Source organism: Alcaligenes sp. RM2 (assembly GCF_052931795.1).
In genome coordinates this window covers 1,062,727-1,087,579 of the sequence record NZ_JBRFIO010000001.1, presented here as the reverse complement: position 1 = coordinate 1,087,579, position 24,853 = coordinate 1,062,727, and the positions used below count along the sequence as shown (strand labels likewise).

Sequence of the window (24,853 nt, the reverse complement as noted above, 5' to 3'; positions counted from 1 at the left end):
AATGAACGTAGAGCGTACTCTGACCAAGGCGGATCTGGCCGAACTCTTGTTTGAACGTGTTGGCTTGAATAAACGCGAAGCCAAAGATATTGTGGATACTTTCTTTGCCGAAATCCGCGACTCCCTGGCCGATGGTGTCGAGGTCAAGTTGTCCGGTTTCGGTAATTTCCAGGTTCGGGACAAACCCCCGCGTCCTGGTCGCAACCCCAAAACGGGTGAAGTCATCCCGATTTCGGCGCGACGCGTGGTGACATTCCACGCCAGTCAGAAGCTCAAAAGTGTAGTCGAAGGGGCGCCAGTGGCGCCCGAGGATGACCAGGACTGAAGCCTGGTACGTTTGCGTACAGTTTTGCCTGACTGAACGTGTAAAATCACTCCTATTGTCGATGAGCATCAGTGGCTATGAGCACAAACGAAAAGACGGCGACCTTGCCACCTATCCCTGCCAAGCGGTATTTCACCATCGGTGAAGTCAGCGAGCTTTGCTTGGTCAAGCCCCACGTCCTGCGTTATTGGGAGCAGGAGTTTACGCAGTTAAAGCCCGTCAAGCGACGCGGTAACCGACGTTATTACCAGCACCATGAGGTGCTGCTGATACGCCGGATTCGCGGTTTGCTGTACGACGAAGGCTTTACGATCAGTGGTGCGCGCAATCGTCTGGGCGATGGTCCGGATATGCCTTTTGACCAGGAAGCCGCTGTGCGTCTGACCGGTCAGGAAATGCAGGCCTTGCGCACCAACTTGGGTCAGATCCAGGCAATGCTGGATCAAGCCTTGGCAATCACGGATCCTGGCTCGGCTCAGTAATCTGGGGTTGCTAAGCAGGAACGAAGGTCGGCCTTGGTGCCGGCCTTTTTTCATGGAAGGGATTAGCAGTGAACTTACGTAGTCAGGCTCTAAAGGCTTTGTTAGTACAAGAGCCGGCTGCCAAGCTGGCAGCAGTACGAGCAATTGCCCATGGCTTGCCCGTAGGGGCAGATGAGCATTTGGAAGAGCCGCCCGGCGTACCGGGACGGCCCGAGGGTTTGCGTTTTGTGAGCCCTCAGCATGTTCCCAAGCGGTCCGTGCGTACGATCCAGGGGCGAGCAGCCTTATTGCATTCCTTGGCGCATATTGAGTTCAATGCCATCAATCTGGCCTTGGATGTCTTGTGGCGTTATCCCGGTTTGCCCGACGCATTCTATGCGGGCTGGTTACAGGTGGCGGTGGAGGAGGCTTTGCATTTTGAGCTGCTGAGCGATCATCTTCAAACGATGGGTGTCCGCTATGGGGATTTGCCTGTCCATGACGGCTTGTGGGAGATGGCAGAGCGAACACGCTTTGATCTGCTGGCGCGTATGGCTTTGGTGCCGCGTACTCTGGAAGCACGGGGGCTGGATGCCTGCCCCCTGGTGCATAAGAAGTTGCTGGATGCTGGCGATGAAAAAGCCGCCGCGATTATTGCCATCATTTTGCGCGATGAGGTCGGGCATGTAGCGTTGGGAAATTACTGGTATCGCAAAGTCTGCCGGGAACAAGGCTTGCCTGATTTTGCTACGTATGGCGAGTTGGCGCAGCGCTATCGCGCACCGCGTTTGCGCGGCCCCTTTAATCGCGAAGCCCGCCTGGAGGCGGGCTTCACTGTCGAGGAAATCGACGAGCTGGAACGGCTGGATGCCGCTTTTAAGAGCGGGTTGCCGACGAGCTAGCTTCCGTGTTGGGCTTGGGCAGGTTATCCAGCTGCCCAAAGCTTACGATGCGGCCAATATACAGAACGGGGCCTTCCGGTGCACCACTATTGGAACCGCCTTCGGTTTCCAGTGTCATCTCAAAAATCTGCTCATCTTCTACGGTGCCAATCAAGGCCGCAGGAACGGTGATGGGGCGATTGGGATCAATCAAACCCAATGAACGAATTTGTGTGCCGCGTGGGGTGTGTGTCCATAGCTGCACCGACTGCGTTGCTTTGACTTCAGTGCTGACCTTGGGCACCAGCAGGACATTGCCTTGTGGGTCTACTGTTGCAATCCAGGCCGGAGTAGAGGATTGGCCAGGGGCCTGCAGGATAGCCGCCTGACGTGGCTTCATCTCAATAACATTGACAGGCGGTTCCGAGTTCATGTTCATGAGCAGGGCAATCACCAGGCCCAGAATCACGACCGCAGCCAAGCCGCCCCACAAAACAGGCATGGGCATGGCAAAGCCACGGGACTTGCGTTCGCCATCAACAGGTTCGGGTTTGCGTTTTTTCTCTAAGGTGACTGACTCAGGCTCGCTTTTGATGGGCTTTATCTTGTCGGCGACCTTGGCTGGTGCTGTGGGCGCTGCTTCGGCTGTGACAGCAGCTGCTTTGGTGGCTGGGTCGGACTCTGCACGCAGCAAGGTGGGGAAGGGCGGTGTGTGATCGTCAGCCTTGTCGTTCGAGCTGTTGGCGGACCAGCGAGGTTCAGTGCGAGTGGCAGCTTCCGCTTTAGTGCTTTGGTCTGCCGAAATACTGATCTTGATACTAGGTTCCTGGCGCACTGCTTTGATAGCTGGAGCGCTTGTGCTGGCGTTGCCAGTGCTTGCCGATTTGGGAGCTTCAGCAGCCGGACTGCTTGTGCTCCCAGCCTGACGACGTGCGGCAGGTGGAGGCAAGCCCAGGGTATGGTGAATGTGAGCCAGACTGGTGGGGGCAGGCACTGTTGGGGTCAGGCAGTCCACTAGCTCCAGCCACGCTTGCTCCCAAGCCAATGCCAGACGCGCTGCCTGATCATTTTGCTGCATCAGGGTGTGGGCTTGGGCCAATTCATGCTGGCTGAGCAGCCCCAAGGTATATTCGCCAATCATCACTGCATGGCGTGGATCGTTGGCGTTGCCCTCATTAATCAGGGGAGTGAGCTGTTGCAAGCCATGCTGGACCACAGCACGCAATTGTGCGGGGGAGCGGTTCAACTGAGGGCCCAACTGTTCGTAACTATTGCCGTGCAGATAGGCATGGATCATGGCGCGTTGGCTGGTGCCATCCAGCTTGCCCATGGCAGGGATGAAACGCTGTCCGGCTTGCGGCTTGATGGCAGGCAGGGCGTAATTATTATCGCCGCTTTGCGCGCGTTGACGCAGGCGAGCCAGTAGCCTGAACCGCAGAATGCTGTAAATCCAGGCGCGCCCTTCGCCTAAATCGGGGTCATAGCCGGCAGCGTTTTTCCATAACAAAACAAAGCTATCGCGCAGAACCTCTTCGGCATCAATGCGGCGGCCCAACACGGCCTGGCCCAAAGCCAGCATCAAGGGGGCTTCCTGGTCGTACAGCACATCCAGCGCCTGGCTGTCCTGTGCGGCTAACTGGTCCAGGGAAGAAGAATACGAAAAAGAAGAAGACGGCATGGATGGATTTTGCACGGTAAAGGGATTCATGAGCCAGATGTCTGGTATCGGGCGCTATTTTTACTGTGTCTGCGCCAGTTTCAGACAAGCAGGTATTGTATGCCTTTCGTTGAAGGCTTGAAGGTAACAAAGTGCTGGATTGCCAGCATTTTCTTTGCAGTGACAAGCCTTGAATTTCCCGATTTTCAGCACTGGATGCTTGCTGGTCAGGTCCCTTATTCGTGTGACTGTGGTTTGCAGGTCAATAATCAGCCAAACAAGCATGCCGTCGGCAGGGTCTTGGCAAGGATAAGCAGTTCAAAAGGCTATACTTATTCGTTATGTGCTACCTGGCAGTTTTGATAATTACCCAGGCGTAGAACCTCATTTCTGTATTCGCATCAAGGACATGGCAGGGCCTGCCTGCCAGTGGAAAGCGTAGTCTGCTTGTCCTGCCTTGATTTCAGCGTTGTGCTGCAACTTATTTTTAAGCTGTCCGCGGTTTTTCGGCTTTGTGCTGTTGAACACGGACCTATTGCGTGTGCCTCCTCGTCCTGAAGTGCTTGATGGTGTCTCCGGTGGTCTGAGCACCCTGAAATCCTTATTTCCTTACGTTTGGCGATTCAAGACTCGCGTGGTCTTGGCTTTGTCCTGTTTGCTGCTGGCAAAAGTCGCCACCGTGATGATGCCGATCTACCTGAAGCAGGTAATCGATGCGTTGAGCCTGCCCGCTACGGCTTTGATGCTGCCGGTGGCCGCCTTGTTGGGATATGGCGCCGTACGTCTGGCCTCCAGCGCTTTTGGTGAAATACGGGATGCCCTGTTTGCGCGAGTCACGCAAGGGTCGGTGCGGCTGATTGCGAACCACGTCTTTCGGCACCTGCTGGATCTGTCCTTGCGCTTTCATACTGAACGCCAGACAGGTGGCTTGAGCCGGGATATTGAACGGGGCACCAAAGGCGTTAGCTTTCTGCTGAATTTCCTGGTCTTCAATATTTTGCCAACCTTGCTGGAAATAGCTCTGGTCTGTGGCATCTTGCTCTGGCGATACGACTGGGCCTTCGCGGCGGTGACCTTGGGGACGATTGCGGCCTATGTTGTGTTCACCTTGCTGGTGACTGAGCGGCGCATGCGTTATCGGCGAGCCATGAACGACTTGGACAGTCGTGCCAACTCTCGCGCGATTGATGCCTTGCTCAATTACGAGACAGTCAAATACTTCGGTAACGAGGATTACGAGATCAATCGCTACGATCAGAATATGGGCCAGTGGGTCCAGGCTGCCGTGCGTAATCAGGTATCGCTGAACCTGCTCAATATTGGTCAGGCTTCGATTATCAGTGTTGGGGTGACGGCCTTGCTGTTCATGTCGGCGCAAGGTGTGCTGGCCGGAACCATGACGGTGGGTGACGTTGTGCTGGTGTCTGCCTTCCTGACTCAGCTTTATGCGCCTTTGAACTTTCTGGGTTTTGTTTACCGCGAAATCAAGAATTCACTGGCTGATATGGAGCGCCTGTTCTCCTTGCTGCGTCGCAAGCAAGAGGTGAAAGATGCGCCGGATGCCCAGGTCTTGTCCTGTGAGCAGGCGGGTGTGCGTTTCGAGAACGTCGGCTTTGCCTATGACAGCCGTCGCAAAGTCATTCAAAACCTGAGTTTCGAGATTCCCGCCGGCAAGACGGTAGCGGTGGTGGGTTCTTCGGGCGCAGGTAAATCCACCTTGTCGCGTCTTTTGTTTCGTTTCTATGATGTGACGGAAGGTCGCATCCTGTTCAACAATCGCGAGTTGCGCGAATGGACGCAAGAGAGCTTGCGTCGTCATATCGGTATCGTTCCCCAGGATACGGTCCTGTTCAACGATACGATTTTGCACAATATTGCGTATGGCCGTCCTGATGCCAGCAAAGAGCAGATCGTGGCAGCAGCACGGGCCGCCAGTATCCACGACTTCATCGAAAGCCTGCCCGATGGTTACGAGACCATCGTGGGTGAACGTGGTTTGAAGTTGTCCGGGGGCGAAAAGCAGCGCGTGGCCATTGCCCGCACCTTGCTGAAGAACCCACCGGTGCTGATTCTGGACGAAGCCACCAGTGCGCTGGACACGCGCACGGAACGGGCGATTCAGGCGGAGTTGAACGAGATTGCCCGCGACCGCACTACCTTGATCATTGCTCACCGTCTATCCACGATTACGGACGCGGATTTGATTCTGGTTCTGGAGCGCGGACAGATCGTGGAGCAGGGCACGCACAGCGAGCTTTTAGCCCTGGATGGCGCCTATGCCCGGATGTGGAATATCCAGCAAAGTCTGGAGGGATAATTTGACCATATAGTACCAAAGCGGTACTATATGGCTCTACGACCTGTTCAGAGAGAAGGAATGCTGCGAATCAGTAAAATCATTGATTACGGCACTTTGGTGCTGACACACATGGCTGGCGATCCAGACCGTGTGTTCAGTGCGTCTGACTTGGCCGCCATCCTGGGTTTGGGCCAACCGACTGTCAGCAAGGTGCTTAAACTGCTGGGCCAGCACGAGCTGGTCATCAGCAGCCGAGGCGCACGCGGAGGGTATGTGTTGGGCCGCCCCGCCAAACAGATAAGTGTAGCGCAGATTATTGATGCACTGGAAGATCAGCCCTTTGGCTTGACTGAATGTGTAGCTACTCCTGGAGCCTGTTCCGTGGAGTCAGATTGCCATATACGCAGTAATTGGCAGCGTATCAACGATATTGTCCGACGCACCTTGGAAGAGGTCAGTGTTGCAGACATGATACGCGTGCCCGTTAACGAATTTCCCCTGACACACAAGCCGGGTCCCGAATTGAAAAACAGAAACAAGGCGAACACCTCCAACGTGGAGTTAACCGAATGAGTACCGTCAACGAACATCTGGACACCTTCCTCGATCGTGATTACGAGGCAGGCTTTGTCACCGACATCGAGTCTGAAACCATACCGAAAGGTCTGAACGAAGACGTCATCCGTTTCCTGTCCGCGAAAAAACGCGAACCGGAGTTCATGCTGGAATGGCGCCTGGCTGCTTACCGCCAGTGGCTGACCATGAAGTATCCCAAGTGGTCGATTGTGGAGTATCCACCTATCGACTTCCAGGACATCAGCTACTACTCCGCGCCCAAGAGCAAGGCCGACGGCCCCAAGAGCCTGGACGAGGTGGATCCTGAATTGCTGCGCACCTATGAAAAACTGGGTGTGCCCTTGCACGAGCGCGCGCGTCTGGCCGGTGTGGCAGTTGACGCCGTGTTTGACTCAGTCTCGGTGGCCACCACCTTCCGCAAAGAGCTGGAAGAAGTGGGCGTGATCTTCTGTTCCTTTTCCGAGGCTGTGCGTGAATATCCGGAACTGGTGAAAAAGTATCTGGGTACGGTTGTCCCTCCTAGCGACAACTTCTACGCCGCCTTGAACTCGGCCGTATTCTCCGATGGCTCCTTTGTGTTCATCCCCAAAGGCGTACGCTGCCCGATGGAGCTGTCCACCTACTTCCGCATCAATGCCCGCGACACTGGTCAGTTCGAGCGCACCTTGATCATTGCGGAAGAGGGCGCTTCGGTCAGCTATCTGGAAGGCTGTACGGCGCCGATGCGCGATGAAAACCAGTTGCACGCAGCGGTCGTGGAACTGGTCGCCTTGGACGACGCCAAGATCAAGTACTCCACCGTGCAAAACTGGTACCCCGGCGATAAAGACGGCGTAGGCGGTATTTACAACTTCGTCACCAAGCGTGGCGAATGCCGTGGCGCACGTTCGCACATCTCCTGGACGCAGGTTGAAACTGGCTCGGCCATCACCTGGAAATACCCCAGCGTGGTGCTGCGCGGCGATGATTCCCAAGGCGAGTTCTACTCGGTCGCCCTGAGCAACCACCGCCAGCAAGCCGATACCGGCACCAAAATGATTCATATGGGTCGCAATACCCGCAGCACGATTATCTCCAAGGGGATTTCGGCTGGCCAAGGTATCAATACCTATCGCGGTCTGGTTCGTATTACCCCCAAGGCAGAAAACGCCCGCAATTACACCCAGTGTGATTCGCTGCTGATCGGCAAGCGCTGCGCTGCACACACCTTCCCAACTATGGAAGTGCAGAACCCCAGCGCCAGTGTGGAACACGAAGCAACCGCTTCGCGCATTGGCGAGGACCAGCTCTTTTATGCCATGCAGCGCGGCCTGACTGCCGAAGATGCCGTCTCCATGATCGTGAACGGCTTTTGTAAAGAAGTGATTAAAGAATTGCCCATGGAGTTTGCGGTCGAAGCACAGAATTTGCTCGGCGTCAGCTTGGAAGGCAGTGTAGGTTAAGGAGAATAATGAAATGCTGACGATTAAAGATTTGCGCGCTTCGGTTGAAGATAAACCTATCCTTAAAGGTCTGAACCTGGAAATCAAGCCCGGTGAAGTCCACGCCATCATGGGCCCGAACGGCTCGGGCAAGAGCACCTTGTCCCAAGTTCTGGCCGGTCGTGAAGACTACACCGTGGAAGGCGGTTCGGTTGATTGGCTGGGTCAAGACCTGCTGGAAATGAAGATTGAAGACCGTGCCCGTTCCGGTCTGTTCCTGGCCTTCCAGTACCCCATCGAAATTCCCGGTGTGTCCAACGCCTACTTCCTGCGCGCTTCCGTGAACGCCGTGCGCCGTCATCAGGGCTTGCCTGAGCTGGACGCCATGGACTTCCTCAAGCGTGTCAAAGAGGAAATGAAGACGGTTGGCATGCGCGAAGAGTTTCTGTACCGCTCCGTGAACGAAGGTTTTTCCGGCGGCGAAAAGAAACGCAACGAAGTTCTGCAAATGAGCCTGCTGGAACCCAAGCTGGCCATCCTGGACGAAACCGACTCCGGTCTGGATATTGACGCTTTGCGTGTGGTTGCAGACGGCGTGAACCGCCTGCGTTCCCCCGAGCGCTCCTTGCTGGTGATTACTCACTACCAACGTCTGCTGGACTACATCGTGCCTGACTTTGTGCACGTATTGGCCGGCGGCAAGATCATTCGTTCCGGTGGCCGTGAATTGGCTCTGGAACTGGAAGAGCGTGGCTACGGTTGGGTGCTGGAACAAGCAGCTGCCGAACAAAAAGCCAAGGGAGCTGCGGTATGAGTCTGCCGGATTGGGTCAACAGCTTTGCCGCTCAGGCTGCACAAGCACCTGGAGCCGGCCTGCCATGGCTAAGCGCCGTGCGTCAGCGCGCGCTGGATCGTTTCGCACAAGAAGGCTGGCCAACCACGCGTATTGAAGCCTGGCATCACACCTCCTTGGCTTTGCTGGAACAACAAAGTTTTGCGCCTCAGAAGTCGGCTTCGGCCGCAGAACTGGTGGCGTCGGTGCGCCAGCAAGAAGACGGGTACTTCCTGGTCTTTGTGGATGGTCACTACGATGCGGCCTTGTCGCACCTGAACGAGTTGCCAGCAGGCGTGCGTTTGTCCTCGCTCAGCACCTGTCTGGAACAGGATGCAGACTGGTTGCAGCAGGCTTATGGGGACGAGTCCCTGGGCGCCTCGACCGCGGCCTTGAACCTGGCTTTGGCCCAGGATGGCGCGGCCTTGCACATCGCTGCGGGCAAGCACCTGGAGCAGCCTGTTCATCTGGTTTTTGTGCGCACCCAAGGTGGCAGCGCCAGCTTCACGCGTAACCTGATTTCTCTGGAATCCGGTGCCAGTGCAACGGTGGTTGAACACTATGTAGGTCAGGAAGGAACGGATGCTTCCTTGAGCAGCGTCGTGACTCGCCTGAACGTGGCGCCTGATGCCAAGCTGACACACATGAAGTTGCAGCAGGAAGCGCTGCAAGACTTTCACCTGGCTGCAATCGATGTGCAGCAAGGTCGTGGCTCGGTATTCAATTCGCACTCCCTGTCCTTCGGTGCCCGTATTGCCCGCAACGACATTGCTACCGTCTTCAATGGCGAGCGCTGCGAAACCTTGTTCAATGGTTTGTATTTTGTGGATGGCCGCCGTCACGTGGACCACAACACCATCATTGATCACGCTCAGCCTAACTGCCAAAGCCGTGAGTTCTACCGTGGCATTTTGGCCGACACCGCCCGCGGTGTGTTCAGTGGTCGCGTATTGGTAGGCAAGGGCGCGGATGGTACGGATTCGGTACAGCGTTCGGACAGCTTGCTCTTGTCCAAGATGGCACGTGCAGACTCCCGCCCTGAGTTGGAAATCTACGCCGACGACGTCAAGTGTGCACACGGTGCCACTGTGGGTCAGCTGGATGCAGATAGCCTGTTCTACCTGCGCTCGCGTGGCATGACCATGGAAGATGCACGCAATATGCTGATTTACGCATTTGCCGCTCAGTCTCTGGAGCGCATTGCGTCCGAGAGCCTGCGTAGCCGTGCCACAGTCGGTATTAATGCTTTGTTGCCTGGCGGTCTTGCCCTTGGAGATCTTGCATGAATGCGCCTATGCCCGTAACTGCTGCTGGTTTGCTGAATCACCGCGAGGATTTTCCTATCCTGGCTCGCCCCATCCGGGGCCAACGCCTGTCCTATCTGGACAATGGCGCGACGACGCAAAAGCCGCGCTCGGTCATTGAAGCCGAGGCGCGATTCTATGAGCAGTCCAATGCCAACATCCACCGTGGTGTGCATTGGCTGTCTCAGCATGCTACTGAGCTGTACGATCAGGCCAGAAGTACAGTGCGGGCATTTCTGAATGCCGCGCGCGACGAAGAAATTGTATTTACGCGTGGCACCACAGAATCCATCAACCTGGTGGCCTATAGCTGGGGCATGGACAACCTGAAAGCAGGCGACGAGATTCTGCTGACCGGCCTGGAGCATCACTCCAATATCGTGCCTTGGCAATTGGTTGCCCAGCGTACCGGTGCCGTTATTCGCGTGGTGCCTGTGCTGGATAACGGTGAGCTGGATCAGGAAGCCTTCAAGCAACTGCTCAACGAGAGAACCCGCCTGCTGGCTGTGGGCCATGTGTCCAATGCCTTGGGCACGATCAACCCCATCGCTGAAATGACCCGTCAGGCGCATGCCGTCGGCGCCAAGGTGCTGGTGGATGGTGCCCAATCCGTTCCCCACGGTGTGGTGGACGTACAAGCCCTGGATGCGGATTTTTACACGTTTTCGGCCCATAAACTGTACGGTCCTACCGGCATGGGCGCCTTGTACGTGCGCTACGAGATTCTGGACAGCATGTCGCCCTGGATGGGCGGCGGTGACATGATCACCACCGTCAGTTTCGAGCAAAGTAATTACGCCCCTGTGCCACAGCGCTTTGAGGCAGGTACGCCCAATATCGCTGGTGCCATTACCATGGCTGCCGCTATCGATTATTTGATGGGTATAGGCATGCAGCGTATTGCCGACCATGAAGCGCTGTTGCTGGACTACGCCACCGAAGCCTTGCTGGCCATGCCTGGCATTCGCATTATTGGTACGGCCGCACACAAGGCAGGCATTGTGTCCTTCCTGGTCGACGGTATTCACCCGCATGATCTGGGCACGATTCTGGACATGGACGGCGTTGCTGTGCGTGCCGGTCACCACTGTGCCATGCCCTTGATGACGCGCTTTGGCATTCCCGGTACGGCTCGTGCCTCCTTTGCCTTGTACAACGATTACGCTGATATTGATGCTTTGCTGGGCAGCCTGCGCAAAGCTCAAAAACTATTTGGAGTTGGCTAAATGAGCCAGGATTTCAACGGGCTGCGCGAGCTCTACCAAGAGGTCATTTTTGACCATAACCGTAGCCCGCGTAACTTTGAAGTAATAGAAAACGCCAGTCATTTTGCCAATGGCCACAATCCGCTGTGTGGGGATCAACTGGCTGTGTACGCCGTGGTTGAAGACGGCATTGTGCAGAAAGTCAGCTTTGTGGGGCATGGCTGCGCTATTTCCAAGGCTTCGGCATCCTTAATGACCGAAGCCGTAAAAGGCCTGAGTCTGGCCGAGTTTGAGTCTCTATTTCAAGATATGCACGCCATGTTGACAGAGGCCCATCCCGATCGAGATCTGGGCAAGCTGGAAGTGTTATCTGGTGTGCGTGAATTCCCCGCACGGGTTAAATGTGCCACTCTGGCCTGGCATACCCTGCATAACGCCATCAATCAGGCCAAAGAAACCGCGCAAACCGAATAAAGGCGCAAACAAGCCATGAGCTACTTTGAACGACATGATGTGCTGGTCAGCCGGGATTGTCCGGCTGTCAGTATCCCTTACGGTGCTCCCGTTACGATCGAGGCGGGTTGTACAGCAACGATTACCCAGAAGCTGGGTGGCAGCTATACCGTGATGGTAGAGGGCAACCTGTACCGAATTGAAGGTGTCGATGCCGATGCGCTGGGTTTTGAGGCCCAGGACAAGCCCGAGGTTTTTGTACCCGAGCTGCCCCTGAGCGAAAAAACCATTGAAGACGCCGCCTGGATTGTGCTGGCTAGCGTTTATGATCCGGAGATTCCGGTCGATATCGTTAATCTGGGCTTGGTGTACGCTTGTCACGTGAAGCAGACTGGTCCAGAAGCGTTCTCCATCACCATGGAAATGACGCTGACGGCTCCGGGTTGCGGTATGGGCGCCATGATTGCCGATGAGGCCCGCTACAAGCTGGAGACTATCCAGGGCGTAGAGAAGGCCGTAGTGGATCTGGTTTGGGATCCACCGTGGAGCCGGGAACGTATGAGTGAATCAGCTCGCTTGCAACTAGGAATGCTGTAATAGAAAAGCCTGCGGTTAGCAGGCTTTTTCGATGTGGGTGTTGGGCATCCCTAGCCTGGCTCCTTTGGAGACCGCGTGATAGACGGCCTCGTTACGGTTGTGTACGTTCATCCGCATATACAGGGTTTCAGCATGCGCCTTGGCTGTAGCCGATGAAATATTCAACTGCCGGGCCACGCCCTTGATGGTCATGCCGCGTGCCAATAACACCAGCACTTCATACTGGCGCGGTGTCAGGCCCAGCAGCCGCGCTTCGTCAAGATGGTCTGTCTCAGGATCGGCGGGTGGCCAGCGTATGGGCTCGTAGGACGTAATCAGCTTGTCGGAATGAGCTTGGGACGGCGATGGACTCGATGGCTGGGTTACAGTCGTGGTCATTGCCATCGTTTGACGCTGGGGCGCAGGCGATGGAAAACAGGAGCCGCCGGCCAACACCAGATTGATCGAAGCCGCCATTAATTCCGGTGTGGCGGTCTTGAGCAAATGTCCCATAACGCCGGCAGGCATGTCTTGAAGCGCAGGCAAGGCGTAGTGGGAGTCGGCTATCAGGAGTACGGCGCTGGGTTGCAGGCTGCGGTACGCATCAGCCAGCAGCTTCAAACAGGCCTTGGCCGATGGCACCGACAATAGCAGCAGCTCACAACATCGTGTCTGCAGACCGGTTTCCATAGATTCGTAGTCCATGCTGAGCAGTTCCGCGCTGGGCAGGGTGTCTGCCAGCAGCCGTACGATACCCAACCTGTATAAGGTGTGTGGCTCTACGATGATAATTGTTGTCATTTTATGTCTCCCTCGCTGCGTCATGGGCTCTATGTCATTACGTTGAATAAGCCTTTTGTTGGTTCGATTGCATGTGTCATTGTCTTTGGTAGTTATGGGTATTTTCTTTTTTCATTCCTATTGGCAGCCTAATTTTCAGATGGCTAGCCGCATTCAGAACGGGCGAATCATGTGAAATTGTTAATCATTGTTTGTTTTGGTTAAATTTTGATGTTTTAAACGCCATACCGTGCCCAAAAGCGCGGATCAGGTATCTGGAAAGCCTTATAAACTCGGGTTACTCCTATGCTCCATAATCCCTAAACCGCTTACATATCAATAGCTTGAGTGTTGTCAGCGGCGCCTACTATATAACATATTGCCGCTGACATTTGGCTTACGTCAGCCGGTTAATGTTGGTTGACATACGCATTGTTGAAATTACCCGTCTGGGTGACGGTACTGTTGTGGTTCAGGCCGCTTTGCACCACTTGGGCACGGTTGCCCCAACCGTTCTGCATAACCGACGAATCCAGGTTGAAACCGACCTGGGTAACCACGGCCTTGTTATAGCCGCCGCTCTGGCTGATGTAGGAATCGTTGCCGATGCCTGCTTGGGAGTTATAGGCGTCATTGCCCAGGCCACTTTGGATGATGTTGCTGTCGTTGCTGTAGCCGGTCTGTTCAGTAACGGCTTTGTTATGCGAGCCGATCTGGACAATACTGGCGTGCAGGCGATCCGAATTGCCCCACCACGTGCCGGTTTGGCTGATAGTGGCATCATTTTTGTGGCCACCGCCCTGGACGATGGAGGCGTTCGAGTTGGAGACATTCCACTGATCGATCACGCCTTTGTCGTACTTGCCCCTGTCGGTGATGCTGGCGGTCGAGCTCATGCTTTTGTATTGATTGATGTACGCATCTCCTTTGTACCCCGATTGGGTAATGAAGGCGTTGACATGGCTGCTGTTGTCTTGCTCAATGACTGAGTCGTTGCGCGCGCCGCTGTCGTTGATGACAGCCAGTGCGTCACGGGTTCGGTATTGATTGACATAGGCATCGCCCGCTTGTCCCGTTTGGTTTACCCAGGCCTGGTCACCAGTGCTGCGGACTTGTTCCACAACCGCCTTGTTGTCCGAGCGTAATTGCTTGATGCCGATTTGCGATCCGTTGGCCTGCCATTGGCTGGCAAAGGCGTCGTTGCGGTTGCGTGACTGGGTGATGGTGATCGTGGAGTTGCCGCCGCTGCGGCTTTGTTCCACCACGGCCTTGTTGTCGTTGCCGTTGATGACCTTCACGGTGGTGCGAACCGTACCGTTATCCCACTGGTTGATGTAATCGTCGTTGCGGTCTCCCTTTACGTCGATGGTCGCGTTGGCGTTGGCGTTGTGGTTTTGAAGAACTACGCCTTTGTTGAAATTGCCGGTCTGCGTCACGGTGGCGTTGTCAGCCAGCGCCAGTGTGGGCAGGGCCAGCGCGGTGCCCAGGGCAATAGCTAATGTGGACAGTTTGCCGTTCATATACTTCTCCTCAGTGCATGTCGAAGACCGTTGTTAGGAAAGAGAGCGGTGGCCGGTCTTCTCGGAACCACCGCGCTGTCTGCTCGTGTTCAACTGCCGGTGACTGGAGCGGTCTGCACCTCATCGCTTGTGGCCTCATTGGCTTGCGTGGCCTCAGGAGCGGCCACAGCGGTCTGGGTGCGCATGCTGCGATAGGTTTCGTTTTGCTTCATGTAGTTCTGCACGATGGGGTTGTTACGGTCGGCCTCGTTTTGCAGTCGCCATTGGCCTTCCTTCATGCCTTGCACGATCAGATGCACCACCGCCGATTCAATGGCCTCTTTGACCGAGAGCTGGGCCGGTTCGTTGTTAGTTACGCCAGCCTCGATTTCCAGCAGGTCTTTGAAGTTCACGAACTTGTAGACGCTGGGCCGGACTTCGTAGGAAAAGATGGTCTTGGTCGTGGACACGCTTTGCAAAATGTTGCCGGTGCGCACGTCGATGGCCCGCAGGTTGACCGTGACTTGATCCACCCGATACTGGGTAGACAGGCCTACGCCCAGAAAGCGTGCGCCCGCGCCGCCCGTGCGCACATTGCTTTCATAGGAGATGATGCCTCCGTCCATCATGATTTCGGCCGGGGCTAGCGGCGGGATGTTAATGGCGGTGCGCTGGCCGTTTTCCTGCGATCCGTCCAGGGCGCGCACGATGCGCCGCTCGGTCAGCAGTTCCTGCAGGCTTTCGCGCTCGACCGGAGTGAACCAGCGCGAGTCACGCAAGGCTTTGACCAGCAGGGCGGCGGCTCCCTGGGTGACTGAGGTGGAAAAGGAACTGTCCGGATTGGGCTTGTATTGGCCGGTCTGGTCACGAAACCCGTAGACGGCCACGGTCAGGCGCTGGGCGGGCGCGGGGAGCTCCAGCAGATCGTGTGTGGCTGGCGAGGCGGGCGTCAGGTAGGCAGAGCCTTTGACTTCGGCCGGGGTGGAGGGGACGGCGCAGGCAGCCAGGGCCCAGGTCAGGGCCAGCACGCTTAACAGGCGTGTTGGGCGCGCGTTCAGGACGGTCACTGTGCTCATCATGGTTGCATCACTCGGAAAGTAGTGGAAGCGCCGGTGATCCGGTCCGTAGTGGTGATCGTCAGTGCTCCGCCGCCGATATCGACGACGCTGACAGTAAAGCTGCCGGTCTCGAAGGTCCCGGGTACAAATTTGCCGTTGCTGTCCACAAACTGCGAGGACGCGGCCGAGGCCAGGCGACTGAGTACCGAGCGCTCCAACTGATCGTTGAAGTCCTGGAAGGGCGTGCGCTGCTCAAAGGATGAGCCCAGGTCTTCGGCGTCGGGGTCCGTGTGCTTGTTGGTGACCTGGGCCGAGTTCAGTAGCCATTGCCCATTGAGCGGGCTGCCGCCGAAATTGGGATTGACGGGGGTATATATCAGTTCGGTTGCGTGGACGGGAGCAAATAGCGCACCGGTCAGCAAAACAGAGGCAAGGGGCAGGAAGGTCTTCACGTTATGTCTCTCTTGTTAAAGTTCGTCCGGAGCAAGGTCCGGGTTGTTGGTGAGTACGCGTTCGATCTCGCTTTTATTGACGTTTTCCAGAACAAGATCCACAGCCCGCTCACTGGCCTTCTTTGTGCCGGAACGCGCGGGCGTGAGAAAAGCGTGATACATGCGCTGGCGGCGGTATTCGACCCAAATTTCGCTGCCCCAGCGGGCCGACGGGCGCTCCACCACCGTCAGGGTGAAGGGACTGGCCCCGGTCAGCTCGCGCCAGCGATTGCTGAAGTAGCGGTAAAAGTCTTGTCCTTGCACCGTTACGGTGCGGTTGATGACGATGCCCGCGAGCGGATCGTCAAACAGGTTCTTGCGAACTACTTCAGCCTGCCGGATGGCTTCCATGAAGTTGGCCGGTTTGGGCTTGCTGGTATCTCTGCCTGGTTGTGCAGCGGCGCTGCTCATGACACACAGCATTGCCAGGAGCACGGCCCCTTGTTGGTATGGTTTTGTCATTGCAGCACCTGTTGTTCCTTCGCCTTACGGCTTGATACATCGGCGTTACTGACTATGGTAGAGACGGCCATCTGCAATTACATGAGCCGCATTTCCTAGGCTGTTTGCCCTTGCACAGGGCTGTTTTTGCGTCGGTGCTACTGATTCGGCGTAGGCTGTTTGGGGTAGGCGCGCGGACGAAAGATCAGCGGTGTCAGTGGTTCTCCGTCGTGTGGGCCGGTTGCCTGCTGCATGGGTAGCGGATTGGCTGCTTCTACATGCTGTACCGCGCCGTCCTGGGCGTTGTAGAGCACGACGATGCGGCTGTGGCGCACGGTATCGATCTGCTCGTGATCAAAGTGCGGCAGGGGGGGCTGCTTGACGCGATGCGAGCGGCTGCGTTGGCGGTACAGGGCCTGGCGCAGGTGGCGCTGCTGGCGCTGCTGGCGTCGCCAGCGTGACCAGGCCAACAGCAGCAGGCCGTTGGTCAGCAGAACCGCCCCGTAGAACAGAAAGGTGGTCAGGGTTGGGAAGATCGGATCTATCTGTTCGTAGCCAGCTTTGTCCATGGTGTGACCGATCAATAGGAGCAAGCCTTTGGCGATCAGGTAACTGAAGACGAACCAGCCGGCGATGGTCAGTAGACGGTCTATCCAGCGAGTGATGGGATGGCGTTGGGTCGTGATGATCATGACAGCTCCTTGATACCCCGGTCGGGGCTGCTCCAGCGGGCGCGTTTGCGACGCAGGCGCAGCATGACCATGGGGAAACTCCACAGCGTGGTTAAAAAATTGATCAACCAGTAGGCAAATGGGTACCAGATGATCCAGAACATCGTCAGGGGCAGATCGGGCTCGTAGCGACGGTCGATCCAGATACTGACGGCGAACTGCAGCAGGCACATGCCGGCCAGCACCATACCGGTGAACGAGGGCGGGAACAGGCCGTCGATCTGGGTGGCGGCAGGCAAGTGGAGCATTTGTCCAAGCAACCAGATCAGCATCGCTACGCCCAGGGCGAAACTCCATAAGGTCGAACACAGGTATTCCAGGGTCAGGGGCCACATGCCGCGGTTTTCCCAGCGCAGCACCTGCGGGGTGTATTTCAGGAAGGTTTCCGCACCGCCCTGAGCCCAGCGCAAACGCTGCTTGAACAGGCCTTTCAGTGTTTCGGGCATCAGCACCCAGCACAGGGCGCGCGGCTCATAGAACACCTGCCAGCCGGCCAGCTGCAACTTCCAGGTCACATCGATGTCCTCGGTGATCATGTCCAGACTCCAGTAGTCCACTTCGTCCAAGGCCTGGCGACGAAAGCCTGCGATCACGCCGGAAATCGTGAAGATTTTTCCGTAGACGCGCTGCGTGCGCTTGATTAGCCCGATGATCGAGGAGAACTCGCCAACCTGGATGCGGCCGATCAGGGTGGAGCGCGTGCGGATGCGCGGATTACCGGTGGTGGCACCGACTTCCGGGTTACGCAGCATGGGGGCGACCAGGTAATTGACGCCTTCCGGGTCCAGGTAAGCATCCCCGTCTATACACACGAAGTAATCGCCGCTGGCGCTCAGGGCTCCCATGCGCAGGGCCAGTGCCTTGCCCTGGTTCTGGGCCAGATGGATGACGCGCAGCTTGTCGTACTCCTCGCTCAGATCATTGAGCACTTGGGCGGTGCGGTCGCTGGAGCCGTCGTTGATGGCGATGACTTCGATGTTGGGATAGACCTGGTTCAGCGCGGACAGGATGGTAGAGCGGGCGTTGGCCTGTTCGTTAAAGCAGGGGATCAGGATGCTGACCAGCGGCATGCCTTCCAGTTCGGGTGGGGCGTGTGGTTTATAGGTCCAGCGGCGTTCATGCTGGAACCAGAAGATCAAGCCGCCGCCTATCCATATGCCCGACATGAACAGCGGGTACATGAAGATGAAGTAGAGCAGTAGGTGGCTGGTCAGGGCGACGGTGATTCCCAGGGGAATTCCGACGATCAGGCACAGGGCCAATAGGGCGATCAGTCGTTCAATCATTTTTTGTTGGATACCATTCAATCGTGATTTCCGGACGAATCACGTTCATCTTGGGCTGATTGTTGACAAAGTCGTCGGGGTAATAGCCGACATGTCGCGCCCCTCTTGCCGTCAGTGCATTGAGCCAGCCGGCCACTAGATGGGAGTCCAGCGGACGGGATGGTTGACCTTGGCCGGGCCAATCGACCGATTGCACTTCGAACACGGTGCGGCGCAGGCCTTCTGGGTGGCTGGCCACCTTATCGACCAGCTCGTTCAGCCAGGTCACGGCATGCTGATCGAGGATGTCTTCCATGCGGGGCATGGCCATCACGGCAGTCCAGTCATAGGCTTGCAGAAAATCGTTCAGGTTCTGGGCAAACCACTGTTCGCTCTGGGGCTTCAGAACCGGTAGAGCGTACATATTGCGGGCCGTACTGATCTGCGGGCCGCGCTGCTTGCGTACCCGATCAGCTAGTTCCCGGGTCAAGTCGATCAGGGCTTGTGATTTAAAGCGCGTCCAGCGCTCAAACTGCTCGGGATTGGCTCGTATCGTTCTGATGTCCCTGCCAAAGCCGGCGTTTTCGTAGGCGTCCAGGGCGGCGGGCGAGGCATCTTCAAAGTCGGTCAGCGTGGCATCGTCATGGAATACGACACCAAAGAAGATGGCGCTGCGTCCCAGGTCTTCGTACAGATCGCCCATGATCTGGCGAGTGCGAGGGTCAAAGGGGGACAGGCGGCGGTAGCCTTGTGTGGGCAGGGAAGGTGGGCTGCCGTCGGCATGCCATTGCAGCACGCGTTGCGCCGGCTCGGACGTCTCGATGGCCAGCACGGGCATCCATGCAAAGACATTGACGTGGGCGCGCGAACTTAATTGCCAGGCCGTGCGATTGAACAGGTCGGCGCGCATGGGCAGGTGGCGGTTGGGGAAGTAGACCGCGCGCACCAGGCCATCGCCTGTGGGGTCGGCGAAGGCTTGCAGATAGACACTACGTGGTTTCAGGTCTGCGATGCGTTGCACCAGGGCGCTCAAGTTGCGTTCCATCTGCGCCGGATCGGGGTCGTACACATAATCCAGATCCACATGCACCACGCGCTCGGCCTGACGGTCTTCACGGGCGGTGATAAAGCCTGCAAAGGTGCTGATGTCCGGGTCGTTATCCACCAGATAGCGGGGCATATTCATCGGGTCGTGGACATTGGCCACGCCGTCGGTCAGCGTCAGGGCCATCTGATAGCCTTCTTGCTCCAGAATTTGCAGGCCCAGGCCGCTGATCCGGCCATAGGGCCAGACCCAGACGCGCGGCGGCTTACCGGCGTGCTGTTTGACGCGGGCACTGATGGCGCGCACATCCTCGCGAAAGCGGGCGGTGTACTCGGCATCGGTCTCGTAGCGTTTCTGATCGGTCAGGTAGCGATGTGCGGCAGCCACTGGCTGGATATTGCCTTGTGGGTTGGCGATGGCACCGTAATGCATGTTTTGGGTGTGCGCGCCGATTTCCACCAAACCGGATTTGGCCATTTCGTCGATTTGTGCCCAGTGCAAAAAGCGCGAACGTTCGGTGGGAAGACCGCCAAAGTCCACTTTTTCGTTGTCGGGGGTGTCCAACCATTTGCCGACCGGGGCCAGCAGCGCAGGCCAGTGATAGGCTTTTAGCAGCGGGAACACGCGGGTATAGAAACTTTGATACCCGTCGTCAAATGACAGCAGCACTGCCTTTTCAGGCAGAGGCTCCACACCTTGGCGGGCGCGCATAATCTGCTCTACGCTGACGGGCACATAGTTGTTTTCCTGTAGCCAGGAAAACTGCTGGCGCAGGTGCTCGGTACTGACGCTCAGGTACGCCTGGTTAGGATCGTGGTCCTCCACGTCGTGGTAGGCGATGATGAGTAGCTCGTCATTGCGCCAGGGCTGCTCTTGTTGTTCGAGGCGACGCTGCTCGGGCGGTACATACAGGGCCGGCGGGCTGGCGCTGCAGGCGGATAAAAGGGCGCTGAAGGCCACTATCAGAAGGGTCAGGATTCGTGTGCTCATTGTCGTGGCCGCTTAGAATTTGATCTTGAGTTCAACCATGCCGCTGTACTGCTGTTCGCGCTGGCCGTCATAGGGGCGGGACAGGGCCTGCAGGCGCAGGCCGACTTCCAGATTGCGGTCGTGCTGGTAGTTCAGTTCGTAGGCGACGGAACCTACGGTGCCATTGCCATAGCCGCTTTGGTGATGTAAGCCCACACCCAGTGTGAGGGCTTGGGTCAGGCGCTCGTCATAGTGTTGGTAAAGCAGGTGCTCCAGACGTAGGGCAGGCACAGCCATGTATTCGCGCCGTGGGCTGTAGTAGGGTCTGTCTTCGTCTTTGTTGCCGGAAGCCCATAGTTCCAGCTGGGCGTCGGCCTTGATGCGCGGGCTGGTGTAGATGCGTTGGTTACCTGTGATCTGCAGACTCTGACGTACGTTGTTGTCAGAGAATTTTGTCCCGGTATAGGCGGCTTGCACCCATTGTTCGGGGCCGTTTTTCCAGCGCAGCCGTACTTGTCCCTGGTTGGCCGTGATGCCTGCGGCCAGGGCGCGATTCGGAATATCCAGGGTGCGATAGTCCAGGGTGCCGCCGATGCTCCAGTTATCGCTCAGCTCGTGATCAAGCTGCAGGCTGGCTCCCATCTTGTTGCCCTGACCCCAGTTCTGGTTGTTGATTGTCAACTGTGATTGCCAGTCGCGGCCGCGGTACTCCAGGCCGGCTCCCTGCCAGTTCACGTTGTGACCAAGCTCGTCGCTGGTATCAAGGTGACCGGCCAGGGCGGTGGCGCGCCAGTTGTAGTTGATGGGGGCGCTGTACCATTGCGCCTCGGTGCGAATGCCGTCATTGCCCGAGATATCGCCGCCGTTGCTGGTTTCAAAACCGCTGCGCAGGATCAATTCATTCTTGCGGTAGGACTGCCAGTCTTTTTCCAGTTCCGCGACCCGCATATTGGTGGGGTAGTGCGCTTTGGCATACGCCAATAGTTCTTCGGCCTGGCGGTATTCGTGCAGATCCAGGGCGGTCTGGGCCTGGCTGATGATGACGTCTTCTTGGCGCGGCGCGTAGGTTTCGGCGATCTTCAGATTGCGTTCCGCCGCCCGTGGCATGCCCGACATGCGCTGGGCATCGGCCAGCGGCACGCGTAGGTTGACGTTACTCGGTGCCTGTGCGCTGGCCTTGCCCAGATTTTCGCGCGCCTCCTTGAGCAAACCCGTATAGGTATAGAGCGAGTTTTTCAAAATCAAGGCGTCGGTATAGCCTGGATTGGGCTGGGGGATTGGATTCCCGCGTAGCCACCGAGTGGCGGGCATGTCTTTTTCCATGCGCTCGGCCAATGCCAGTGCCTGATCTTCGCGGCCAGACTCCAGCAAGGAAAAGGCCAATCCGGTTTGATAGCGTGTGCGTGTTTTTGCGTCCAGCGAGGGTTCGGCCAACGCCCGCTCGTAGCTGGATACGGCTTGTTCGGGGTGACGGGCGCGCAGTTGCAGGGCTCCTAGCGAGGCGTAGGCATAGCCTGGATATTGGGCCGCCCGTTCGGGAGCAATGTCTACTGTAGAGGGTGCGTCTTCGCGTGTGTCCATCGCAATCAGACGGTCACCACGGATGCGGCGGGCGAAAGCGGGGTTACCCAGAAAGCTGGCGCTGTCAGCCAGTTTGTCTTGCAACGCGATGGCTCGATTGGCGACCAGAAAACGTTCGGGTAGTGTGCGTGTGGGCTGGGGCGACAGCCGTGTCAATTCAGCGGCATAGTCGGCTTGACGGTCAGCCAGGTCTGCGTTCGAGAAGATGTCGGGATGTTGTGTTTGCCATTCCATCGCCTGGCGGTGCAGTCCGGCGGCATGCAGGGACTGGTCATAATCCCGGATAACATCGGTTTTGTCTGGCTGGACAGCCAGAGCGTCCTGGCTGACGCGCAGGGCTTCGTAGTTCTGGCCGGCAGCGCGGTAGATGTAGCTGCGCGTCAGCAGGTACATGGTGTTTTGGCGTGTGGCCGGCTGCAGTTGCTGGGCGCAGCTCAAGGCCTGGGCAGTCAGTCCGGCATCGGCCAGGCTCATGCACAGGCCCATGGTGAAGGCGGCTTGTTGTGGAAAGCGCCGCATTCCTTCCCGATACAGGTTTTGGGCCGGTGTCCATTGGCGCGCATCTTTGTAGGCGCGTGCTGTCAGCAGCAATACATCGGCCGGCAAGGGCAGGTTGGTCGGCCAGCTTTGGTACAGGCGGATGACCTCTTGCGGCTGGCCTGCCCAGGCATGAATGCGCATCAGATCAAGCTGGACACGTGTCTCTTGCGGATGCTGTTGCCGGTACTGCTGCAAGCCGGCAATGGCGGATTGGTATTGGCCTTGGCGTGCCTGTTTGATCCAATCCTCGTAGGAGGCGGCATACAGGCTGGTGCTACACGCGGTCAGTACCAGCAGGGTAAAGGAATCCAGCCAGAACCGGCGCAGAAACGAGGTTCTGGCTGGGAAGAGACCGACGTTTTGCAGAGCTTGTCTTTTTATTGATCGCCTGGACACTTCTCTTCCCCTTGTTGTTTGTGTGTACGTCCTGCCACTGTTCGTTACTGAGCGAACAGAAGGGTCTTAAGGGGTATCCTAGGAGTCTGGGCCTCTGGCGGTAATTGGCCTTTTGATGTAAACCACCAGGTTTTTTGTAGTAAGCCACTCGGCCTAAGCTAGATGCTTCTTAAGAAAAAGCTTGCACAACAGAGCAAACAGGGTCGGGGCTTGATTCTTTCGGGGCGTAGCGCACTTGCATGGGGTGCAATGGGTCGAAGGTTCTAATCCTTCCGTTCCGACCATATTTATCAAGGGCTTACAGCATTATTGCTGTAAGCCCTTGTTCATTGCTGTGGGGATTCTGTGGGGACTCGTTTTTCACCGATCACCCCGTCTTCTCAGAAGCGTAACCGCTGGCGCTTTTTCGGCATTGTGGGCAAGCTTCTCAACTTCGTTCAGCAATTTGGACAAATCAGCGGCTGAATAGTCGGTTGTGATTGACCCATTCGTGGGATCTAGCAGAACTTGCCTGTTTGCCAAATGCATTCCCGCAGCACGCAGCCGTCGCCCAAATGTGTGCTTTAAGTCATGTACTCGCACTGCGCTGAAACCGGCATTGGCTGGACATTGGTACAAATCCTCTCACGGTTGGGCCGCTCGTCACTTGGCAGCCCACCAGAGGCATTCATTTCGCTATGGGTTCACCCTTGTATGGAAAAACACATACGGCTCGTGTCTTGAAAGGGTAGGGGCTACTGCTGCAACCATACCAAAGTGCGTGTACGTCCAGACATCTGGCCTTGCCAGGGGGGTCATGGTTATGGGGCCGGTTGGTTCAATGCCTGTTATGCTGGATGAGGTGACAGGTTATCCGTGATGATTCCTGTGGCCGAGATTAAACCGAGCGAACGCAAAATAAACGCAAGTTGACCAAACCGGAGAGATTTCCATGGGCACCAAAATTGTTACAGAAGCCGACCGTAAGCGTACTCCCCCTCCTGCCCCCCCCAAGGGCGTGAACCTCAGCACGAAATTCCGGGGGCAACGTGTTAGCCAGGAGCGCGGTGCGCATACCCGCAGCAAGAAAAATCCCGGCAAGCGTGCACATTCGGGTTAATTTCTGGAGACAGCTTGGTACCTGGCAAGGCTTCAACGGCGGATGCTGGAAGAATTAAGCATTTCCACACGCAAAAATGCCCGCCTGTTGAAAAATTGAACTGCACCCCAAAAGTTTGATACCCATCCAAGCTTTGGGGTGTTTTATATGGCGATGTACACAGAAGCATTCAAGCTAGAAGTTGCACAGACATATTGATCAACGCAGATAGGGGCGTGATCCTTAGCTGCCCAGTATCGTCTGGACCACCGGACGGTGTGTCGCTGGATGTTATGGTAGTTCCCTTCATTATCAAAGGGGGAAATGGCTGGAGAGAAGGAGTTACATCTTGAGTGATCAGCCAAGCGATAAGGCGTTGTGTGAAGCCTTGTCGGAATTGTTTGTAGATAGGCCGGTTAATTACCAGGCTATTGCGAACGTGGCCAAGTACTTTTCGGTCCACCATGTAGAAAGGGCTTTGTTCGAGTGGGTGGCGCCGGTTTGCTATTCCAACGCGCTTGCCCCCATCCCTTCAATCTGGACCGGGTTTGAACCCGACCAACTCTGGCGCGATATTGTGGCGCATCGCCAGGCTCGTGCCGGTGCCGGTCTGTTCAGACGGGTGCGCTGGCATGCCCAACAGCGTTTCCTGCGCTATTACTTTGCCAAGGAGTGGCGTGAGCTGTCTCAGTACTTGTCATCGGGTAATCCCCCCCATTTCTAACGATCGTTAAAAATGGGGGCGTGATGCGACAAGCCTTGCAAGAGGCATCCGCGTATCGATGTGAACTGTTGGCGCTTGATGTTGAGGATGCCATGCTGGCTTGCCAGATGTAGGCGCTCTGGTCCCGGAGTGTGGCCAGAAGTCTGTCCTTGGCCGATATTCTGATTGCGCGTTGTTTGTCTTTGTTGCCAGCGCAATAGGCCCACTTGACGGGGTTTTTCTGGCTTCTGCAAGCGGCCTTGGTTCTGAAATTTGTCTTACCAAA

24 protein-coding genes are annotated in these 24,853 nt (G+C 56.7%); 14 read left to right on the top strand and 10 right to left on the bottom strand.

From position 1 onward, the window contains the following. Window position 1 precedes the first annotated feature (1 nt). The 3 genes from ACU6HM_RS04995 to ACU6HM_RS04985 all read left to right on the top strand — a co-directional run bounded on the left by ACU6HM_RS04995 (window position 2) and on the right by ACU6HM_RS04985 (window position 1,688). A complete protein-coding gene (locus tag ACU6HM_RS04995; RefSeq protein WP_009454385.1) occupies window positions 2-325 on the top strand; it encodes an integration host factor subunit alpha in 324 nt (107 codons plus the stop codon). A gap of 77 nt (window positions 326-402) precedes the next feature. Further along, window positions 403-807 (top strand): MerR family transcriptional regulator, encoded by a 405-nt coding sequence (locus tag ACU6HM_RS04990; RefSeq protein WP_021446644.1) that lies wholly within the window; start codon window positions 403-405, stop codon window positions 805-807. A 68-nt stretch (window positions 808-875) separates the two neighbouring features. Then, window positions 876-1,688: a ferritin-like domain-containing protein gene (locus ACU6HM_RS04985; protein WP_021446643.1), complete on the top strand. Its 813-nt coding sequence runs from the start codon at window positions 876-878 to the stop codon at window positions 1,686-1,688. Here the strand turns inward: ACU6HM_RS04985 and ACU6HM_RS04980 are convergent. Then, window positions 1,663-3,375 (bottom strand): anti-sigma factor domain-containing protein, encoded by a 1,713-nt coding sequence (locus ACU6HM_RS04980; RefSeq protein ID WP_446763409.1) that lies wholly within the window; start codon window positions 3,373-3,375, stop codon window positions 1,663-1,665. The two genes, ACU6HM_RS04985 and ACU6HM_RS04980, sit on opposite strands and share 26 nt — an antisense overlap. 69 nt (window positions 3,376-3,444) lie before the next feature. Between ACU6HM_RS04980 and ACU6HM_RS04975 the strand changes: the two genes are divergently transcribed. From ACU6HM_RS04975 to sufT, 9 genes are all read left to right on the top strand, one after another. Further along, on the top strand, window positions 3,445-3,687 hold the full coding sequence (locus ACU6HM_RS04975) for a hypothetical protein (RefSeq protein ID WP_128831580.1): 243 nt from the start codon (window positions 3,445-3,447) through the stop codon (window positions 3,685-3,687). A gap of 172 nt (window positions 3,688-3,859) precedes the next feature. Next, on the top strand, window positions 3,860-5,641 hold the full coding sequence (locus ACU6HM_RS04970) for an ABCB family ABC transporter ATP-binding protein/permease (protein ID WP_446763561.1): 1,782 nt from the start codon (window positions 3,860-3,862) through the stop codon (window positions 5,639-5,641). Window positions 5,642-5,701: 60 nt separating this feature from the next. Further along, on the top strand, window positions 5,702-6,196 hold the full coding sequence (locus ACU6HM_RS04965; protein WP_003800349.1) for an SUF system Fe-S cluster assembly regulator: 495 nt from the start codon (window positions 5,702-5,704) through the stop codon (window positions 6,194-6,196). Continuing rightward, on the top strand, window positions 6,193-7,641 hold the full coding sequence (sufB, locus tag ACU6HM_RS04960; protein WP_009454374.1) for a Fe-S cluster assembly protein SufB: 1,449 nt from the start codon (window positions 6,193-6,195) through the stop codon (window positions 7,639-7,641). Before ACU6HM_RS04965 ends, sufB begins: the two co-directional genes overlap by 4 nt. 13 nt (window positions 7,642-7,654) lie before the next feature. Then, window positions 7,655-8,434 (top strand): Fe-S cluster assembly ATPase SufC, encoded by a 780-nt coding sequence (gene sufC, locus ACU6HM_RS04955; RefSeq protein ID WP_009454372.1) that lies wholly within the window; start codon window positions 7,655-7,657, stop codon window positions 8,432-8,434. Then, the gene (gene sufD, locus ACU6HM_RS04950) at window positions 8,431-9,738 is read left to right on the top strand and encodes a Fe-S cluster assembly protein SufD (RefSeq protein WP_254499308.1); all 1,308 of its coding nucleotides are present in this window, start codon (window positions 8,431-8,433) and stop codon (window positions 9,736-9,738) included. The genes sufC and sufD overlap by 4 nt, the downstream gene beginning before the upstream one ends. After that, a complete protein-coding gene (locus ACU6HM_RS04945) occupies window positions 9,735-10,982 on the top strand; it encodes a cysteine desulfurase (protein WP_009454368.1) in 1,248 nt (415 codons plus the stop codon). The genes sufD and ACU6HM_RS04945 overlap by 4 nt, the downstream gene beginning before the upstream one ends. Then, the gene (gene sufU, locus ACU6HM_RS04940; protein WP_009454366.1) at window positions 10,983-11,435 is read left to right on the top strand and encodes a Fe-S cluster assembly sulfur transfer protein SufU; all 453 of its coding nucleotides are present in this window, start codon (window positions 10,983-10,985) and stop codon (window positions 11,433-11,435) included. A gap of 15 nt (window positions 11,436-11,450) precedes the next feature. Next, window positions 11,451-12,011 carry a putative Fe-S cluster assembly protein SufT gene (sufT, locus tag ACU6HM_RS04935; RefSeq protein WP_254499306.1) on the top strand — a complete coding sequence of 187 codons (561 nt, stop codon included), beginning with the start codon at window positions 11,451-11,453 and terminating at the stop codon, window positions 12,009-12,011. Between the two features lie 15 nt (window positions 12,012-12,026). Here sufT and ACU6HM_RS04930 read toward each other — a convergent pair whose 3' ends face one another. The 9 genes from ACU6HM_RS04930 to pgaA form a co-directional block, all read right to left on the bottom strand. Next, a complete protein-coding gene (locus tag ACU6HM_RS04930) occupies window positions 12,027-12,791 on the bottom strand; it encodes a response regulator transcription factor (protein ID WP_009454362.1) in 765 nt (254 codons plus the stop codon). A 389-nt stretch (window positions 12,792-13,180) separates the two neighbouring features. After that, window positions 13,181-14,290, bottom strand: coding sequence for a hypothetical protein (locus ACU6HM_RS04925; RefSeq protein WP_009454359.1), 1,110 nt, complete (start codon window positions 14,288-14,290; stop codon window positions 13,181-13,183). A gap of 89 nt (window positions 14,291-14,379) precedes the next feature. After that, window positions 14,380-15,348: a CsgG/HfaB family protein gene (locus ACU6HM_RS04920; RefSeq protein WP_031232101.1), complete on the bottom strand. Its 969-nt coding sequence runs from the start codon at window positions 15,346-15,348 to the stop codon at window positions 14,380-14,382. After that, the gene (locus ACU6HM_RS04915) at window positions 15,345-15,779 is read right to left on the bottom strand and encodes a curli assembly protein CsgF (protein ID WP_121738856.1); all 435 of its coding nucleotides are present in this window, start codon (window positions 15,777-15,779) and stop codon (window positions 15,345-15,347) included. Before ACU6HM_RS04915 ends, ACU6HM_RS04920 begins: the two co-directional genes overlap by 4 nt. Before the next feature lie 15 nt (window positions 15,780-15,794). Further along, the gene (locus ACU6HM_RS04910) at window positions 15,795-16,280 is read right to left on the bottom strand and encodes a curli production assembly/transport protein CsgE (protein WP_009454353.1); all 486 of its coding nucleotides are present in this window, start codon (window positions 16,278-16,280) and stop codon (window positions 15,795-15,797) included. A 137-nt stretch (window positions 16,281-16,417) separates the two neighbouring features. Continuing rightward, window positions 16,418-16,951, bottom strand: coding sequence for a poly-beta-1,6-N-acetyl-D-glucosamine biosynthesis protein PgaD (pgaD, locus tag ACU6HM_RS04905; RefSeq protein WP_009454351.1), 534 nt, complete (start codon window positions 16,949-16,951; stop codon window positions 16,418-16,420). Next, window positions 16,948-18,276 (bottom strand): poly-beta-1,6-N-acetyl-D-glucosamine synthase, encoded by a 1,329-nt coding sequence (pgaC, locus tag ACU6HM_RS04900; RefSeq protein WP_021446639.1) that lies wholly within the window; start codon window positions 18,274-18,276, stop codon window positions 16,948-16,950. The genes pgaD and pgaC overlap by 4 nt, the downstream gene beginning before the upstream one ends. Further along, window positions 18,269-20,290 carry a poly-beta-1,6-N-acetyl-D-glucosamine N-deacetylase PgaB gene (gene pgaB / locus ACU6HM_RS04895; protein ID WP_021446638.1) on the bottom strand — a complete coding sequence of 674 codons (2,022 nt, stop codon included), beginning with the start codon at window positions 20,288-20,290 and terminating at the stop codon, window positions 18,269-18,271. The genes pgaC and pgaB overlap by 8 nt, the downstream gene beginning before the upstream one ends. Window positions 20,291-20,302: 12 nt before the next feature. Further along, window positions 20,303-22,786: a poly-beta-1,6 N-acetyl-D-glucosamine export porin PgaA gene (gene pgaA, locus ACU6HM_RS04890; RefSeq protein ID WP_446763408.1), complete on the bottom strand. Its 2,484-nt coding sequence runs from the start codon at window positions 22,784-22,786 to the stop codon at window positions 20,303-20,305. Between the two features lie 931 nt (window positions 22,787-23,717). Between pgaA and ACU6HM_RS04885 the strand changes: the two genes are divergently transcribed. Both ACU6HM_RS04885 and ACU6HM_RS04880 read left to right on the top strand, forming a co-directional pair. Continuing rightward, window positions 23,718-23,885: a hypothetical protein gene (locus tag ACU6HM_RS04885; protein ID WP_254499300.1), complete on the top strand. Its 168-nt coding sequence runs from the start codon at window positions 23,718-23,720 to the stop codon at window positions 23,883-23,885. A gap of 328 nt (window positions 23,886-24,213) precedes the next feature. Next, window positions 24,214-24,588: a DUF7079 family protein gene (locus tag ACU6HM_RS04880; RefSeq protein ID WP_254499298.1), complete on the top strand. Its 375-nt coding sequence runs from the start codon at window positions 24,214-24,216 to the stop codon at window positions 24,586-24,588. Window positions 24,589-24,853: the final 265 nt, after the last annotated feature.

Excerpts from the sequence above, each read along its gene's own strand:
- sufC (WP_009454372.1), top strand. The coding sequence starts at position 7,655 with ATGCTGACGATTAAAGATTTGCGCGCTTCGGTTGAAGATAAACCTATC.
- ACU6HM_RS04945 (WP_009454368.1), top strand. The coding sequence starts at position 9,735 with ATGAATGCGCCTATGCCCGTAACTGCTGCTGGTTTGCTGAATCACCGC.
- sufT (WP_254499306.1), top strand. The coding sequence starts at position 11,451 with ATGAGCTACTTTGAACGACATGATGTGCTGGTCAGCCGGGATTGTCCG.
- ACU6HM_RS04925 (WP_009454359.1), bottom strand. The coding sequence starts at position 14,290 with ATGAACGGCAAACTGTCCACATTAGCTATTGCCCTGGGCACCGCGCTG.
- ACU6HM_RS04965 (WP_003800349.1), top strand. The coding sequence starts at position 5,702 with ATGCTGCGAATCAGTAAAATCATTGATTACGGCACTTTGGTGCTGACA.
- ACU6HM_RS04910 (WP_009454353.1), bottom strand. The coding sequence starts at position 16,280 with ATGACAAAACCATACCAACAAGGGGCCGTGCTCCTGGCAATGCTGTGT.
- ACU6HM_RS04995 (WP_009454385.1), top strand. The coding sequence starts at position 2 with ATGAACGTAGAGCGTACTCTGACCAAGGCGGATCTGGCCGAACTCTTG.
- sufD (WP_254499308.1), top strand. The coding sequence starts at position 8,431 with ATGAGTCTGCCGGATTGGGTCAACAGCTTTGCCGCTCAGGCTGCACAA.
- ACU6HM_RS04980 (WP_446763409.1), bottom strand. The coding sequence starts at position 3,375 with ATGAATCCCTTTACCGTGCAAAATCCATCCATGCCGTCTTCTTCTTTT.
- ACU6HM_RS04885 (WP_254499300.1), top strand. The coding sequence starts at position 23,718 with ATGGGCACCAAAATTGTTACAGAAGCCGACCGTAAGCGTACTCCCCCT.
- pgaD (WP_009454351.1), bottom strand. The coding sequence starts at position 16,951 with ATGATCATCACGACCCAACGCCATCCCATCACTCGCTGGATAGACCGT.
- ACU6HM_RS04920 (WP_031232101.1), bottom strand. The coding sequence starts at position 15,348 with ATGATGAGCACAGTGACCGTCCTGAACGCGCGCCCAACACGCCTGTTA.
- pgaC (WP_021446639.1), bottom strand. The coding sequence starts at position 18,276 with ATGATTGAACGACTGATCGCCCTATTGGCCCTGTGCCTGATCGTCGGA.
- ACU6HM_RS04975 (WP_128831580.1), top strand. The coding sequence starts at position 3,445 with ATGCCTTTCGTTGAAGGCTTGAAGGTAACAAAGTGCTGGATTGCCAGC.
- sufU (WP_009454366.1), top strand. The coding sequence starts at position 10,983 with ATGAGCCAGGATTTCAACGGGCTGCGCGAGCTCTACCAAGAGGTCATT.
- pgaB (WP_021446638.1), bottom strand. The coding sequence starts at position 20,290 with ATGAGCACACGAATCCTGACCCTTCTGATAGTGGCCTTCAGCGCCCTT.
- ACU6HM_RS04930 (WP_009454362.1), bottom strand. The coding sequence starts at position 12,791 with ATGACAACAATTATCATCGTAGAGCCACACACCTTATACAGGTTGGGT.
- ACU6HM_RS04990 (WP_021446644.1), top strand. The coding sequence starts at position 403 with ATGAGCACAAACGAAAAGACGGCGACCTTGCCACCTATCCCTGCCAAG.
- sufB (WP_009454374.1), top strand. The coding sequence starts at position 6,193 with ATGAGTACCGTCAACGAACATCTGGACACCTTCCTCGATCGTGATTAC.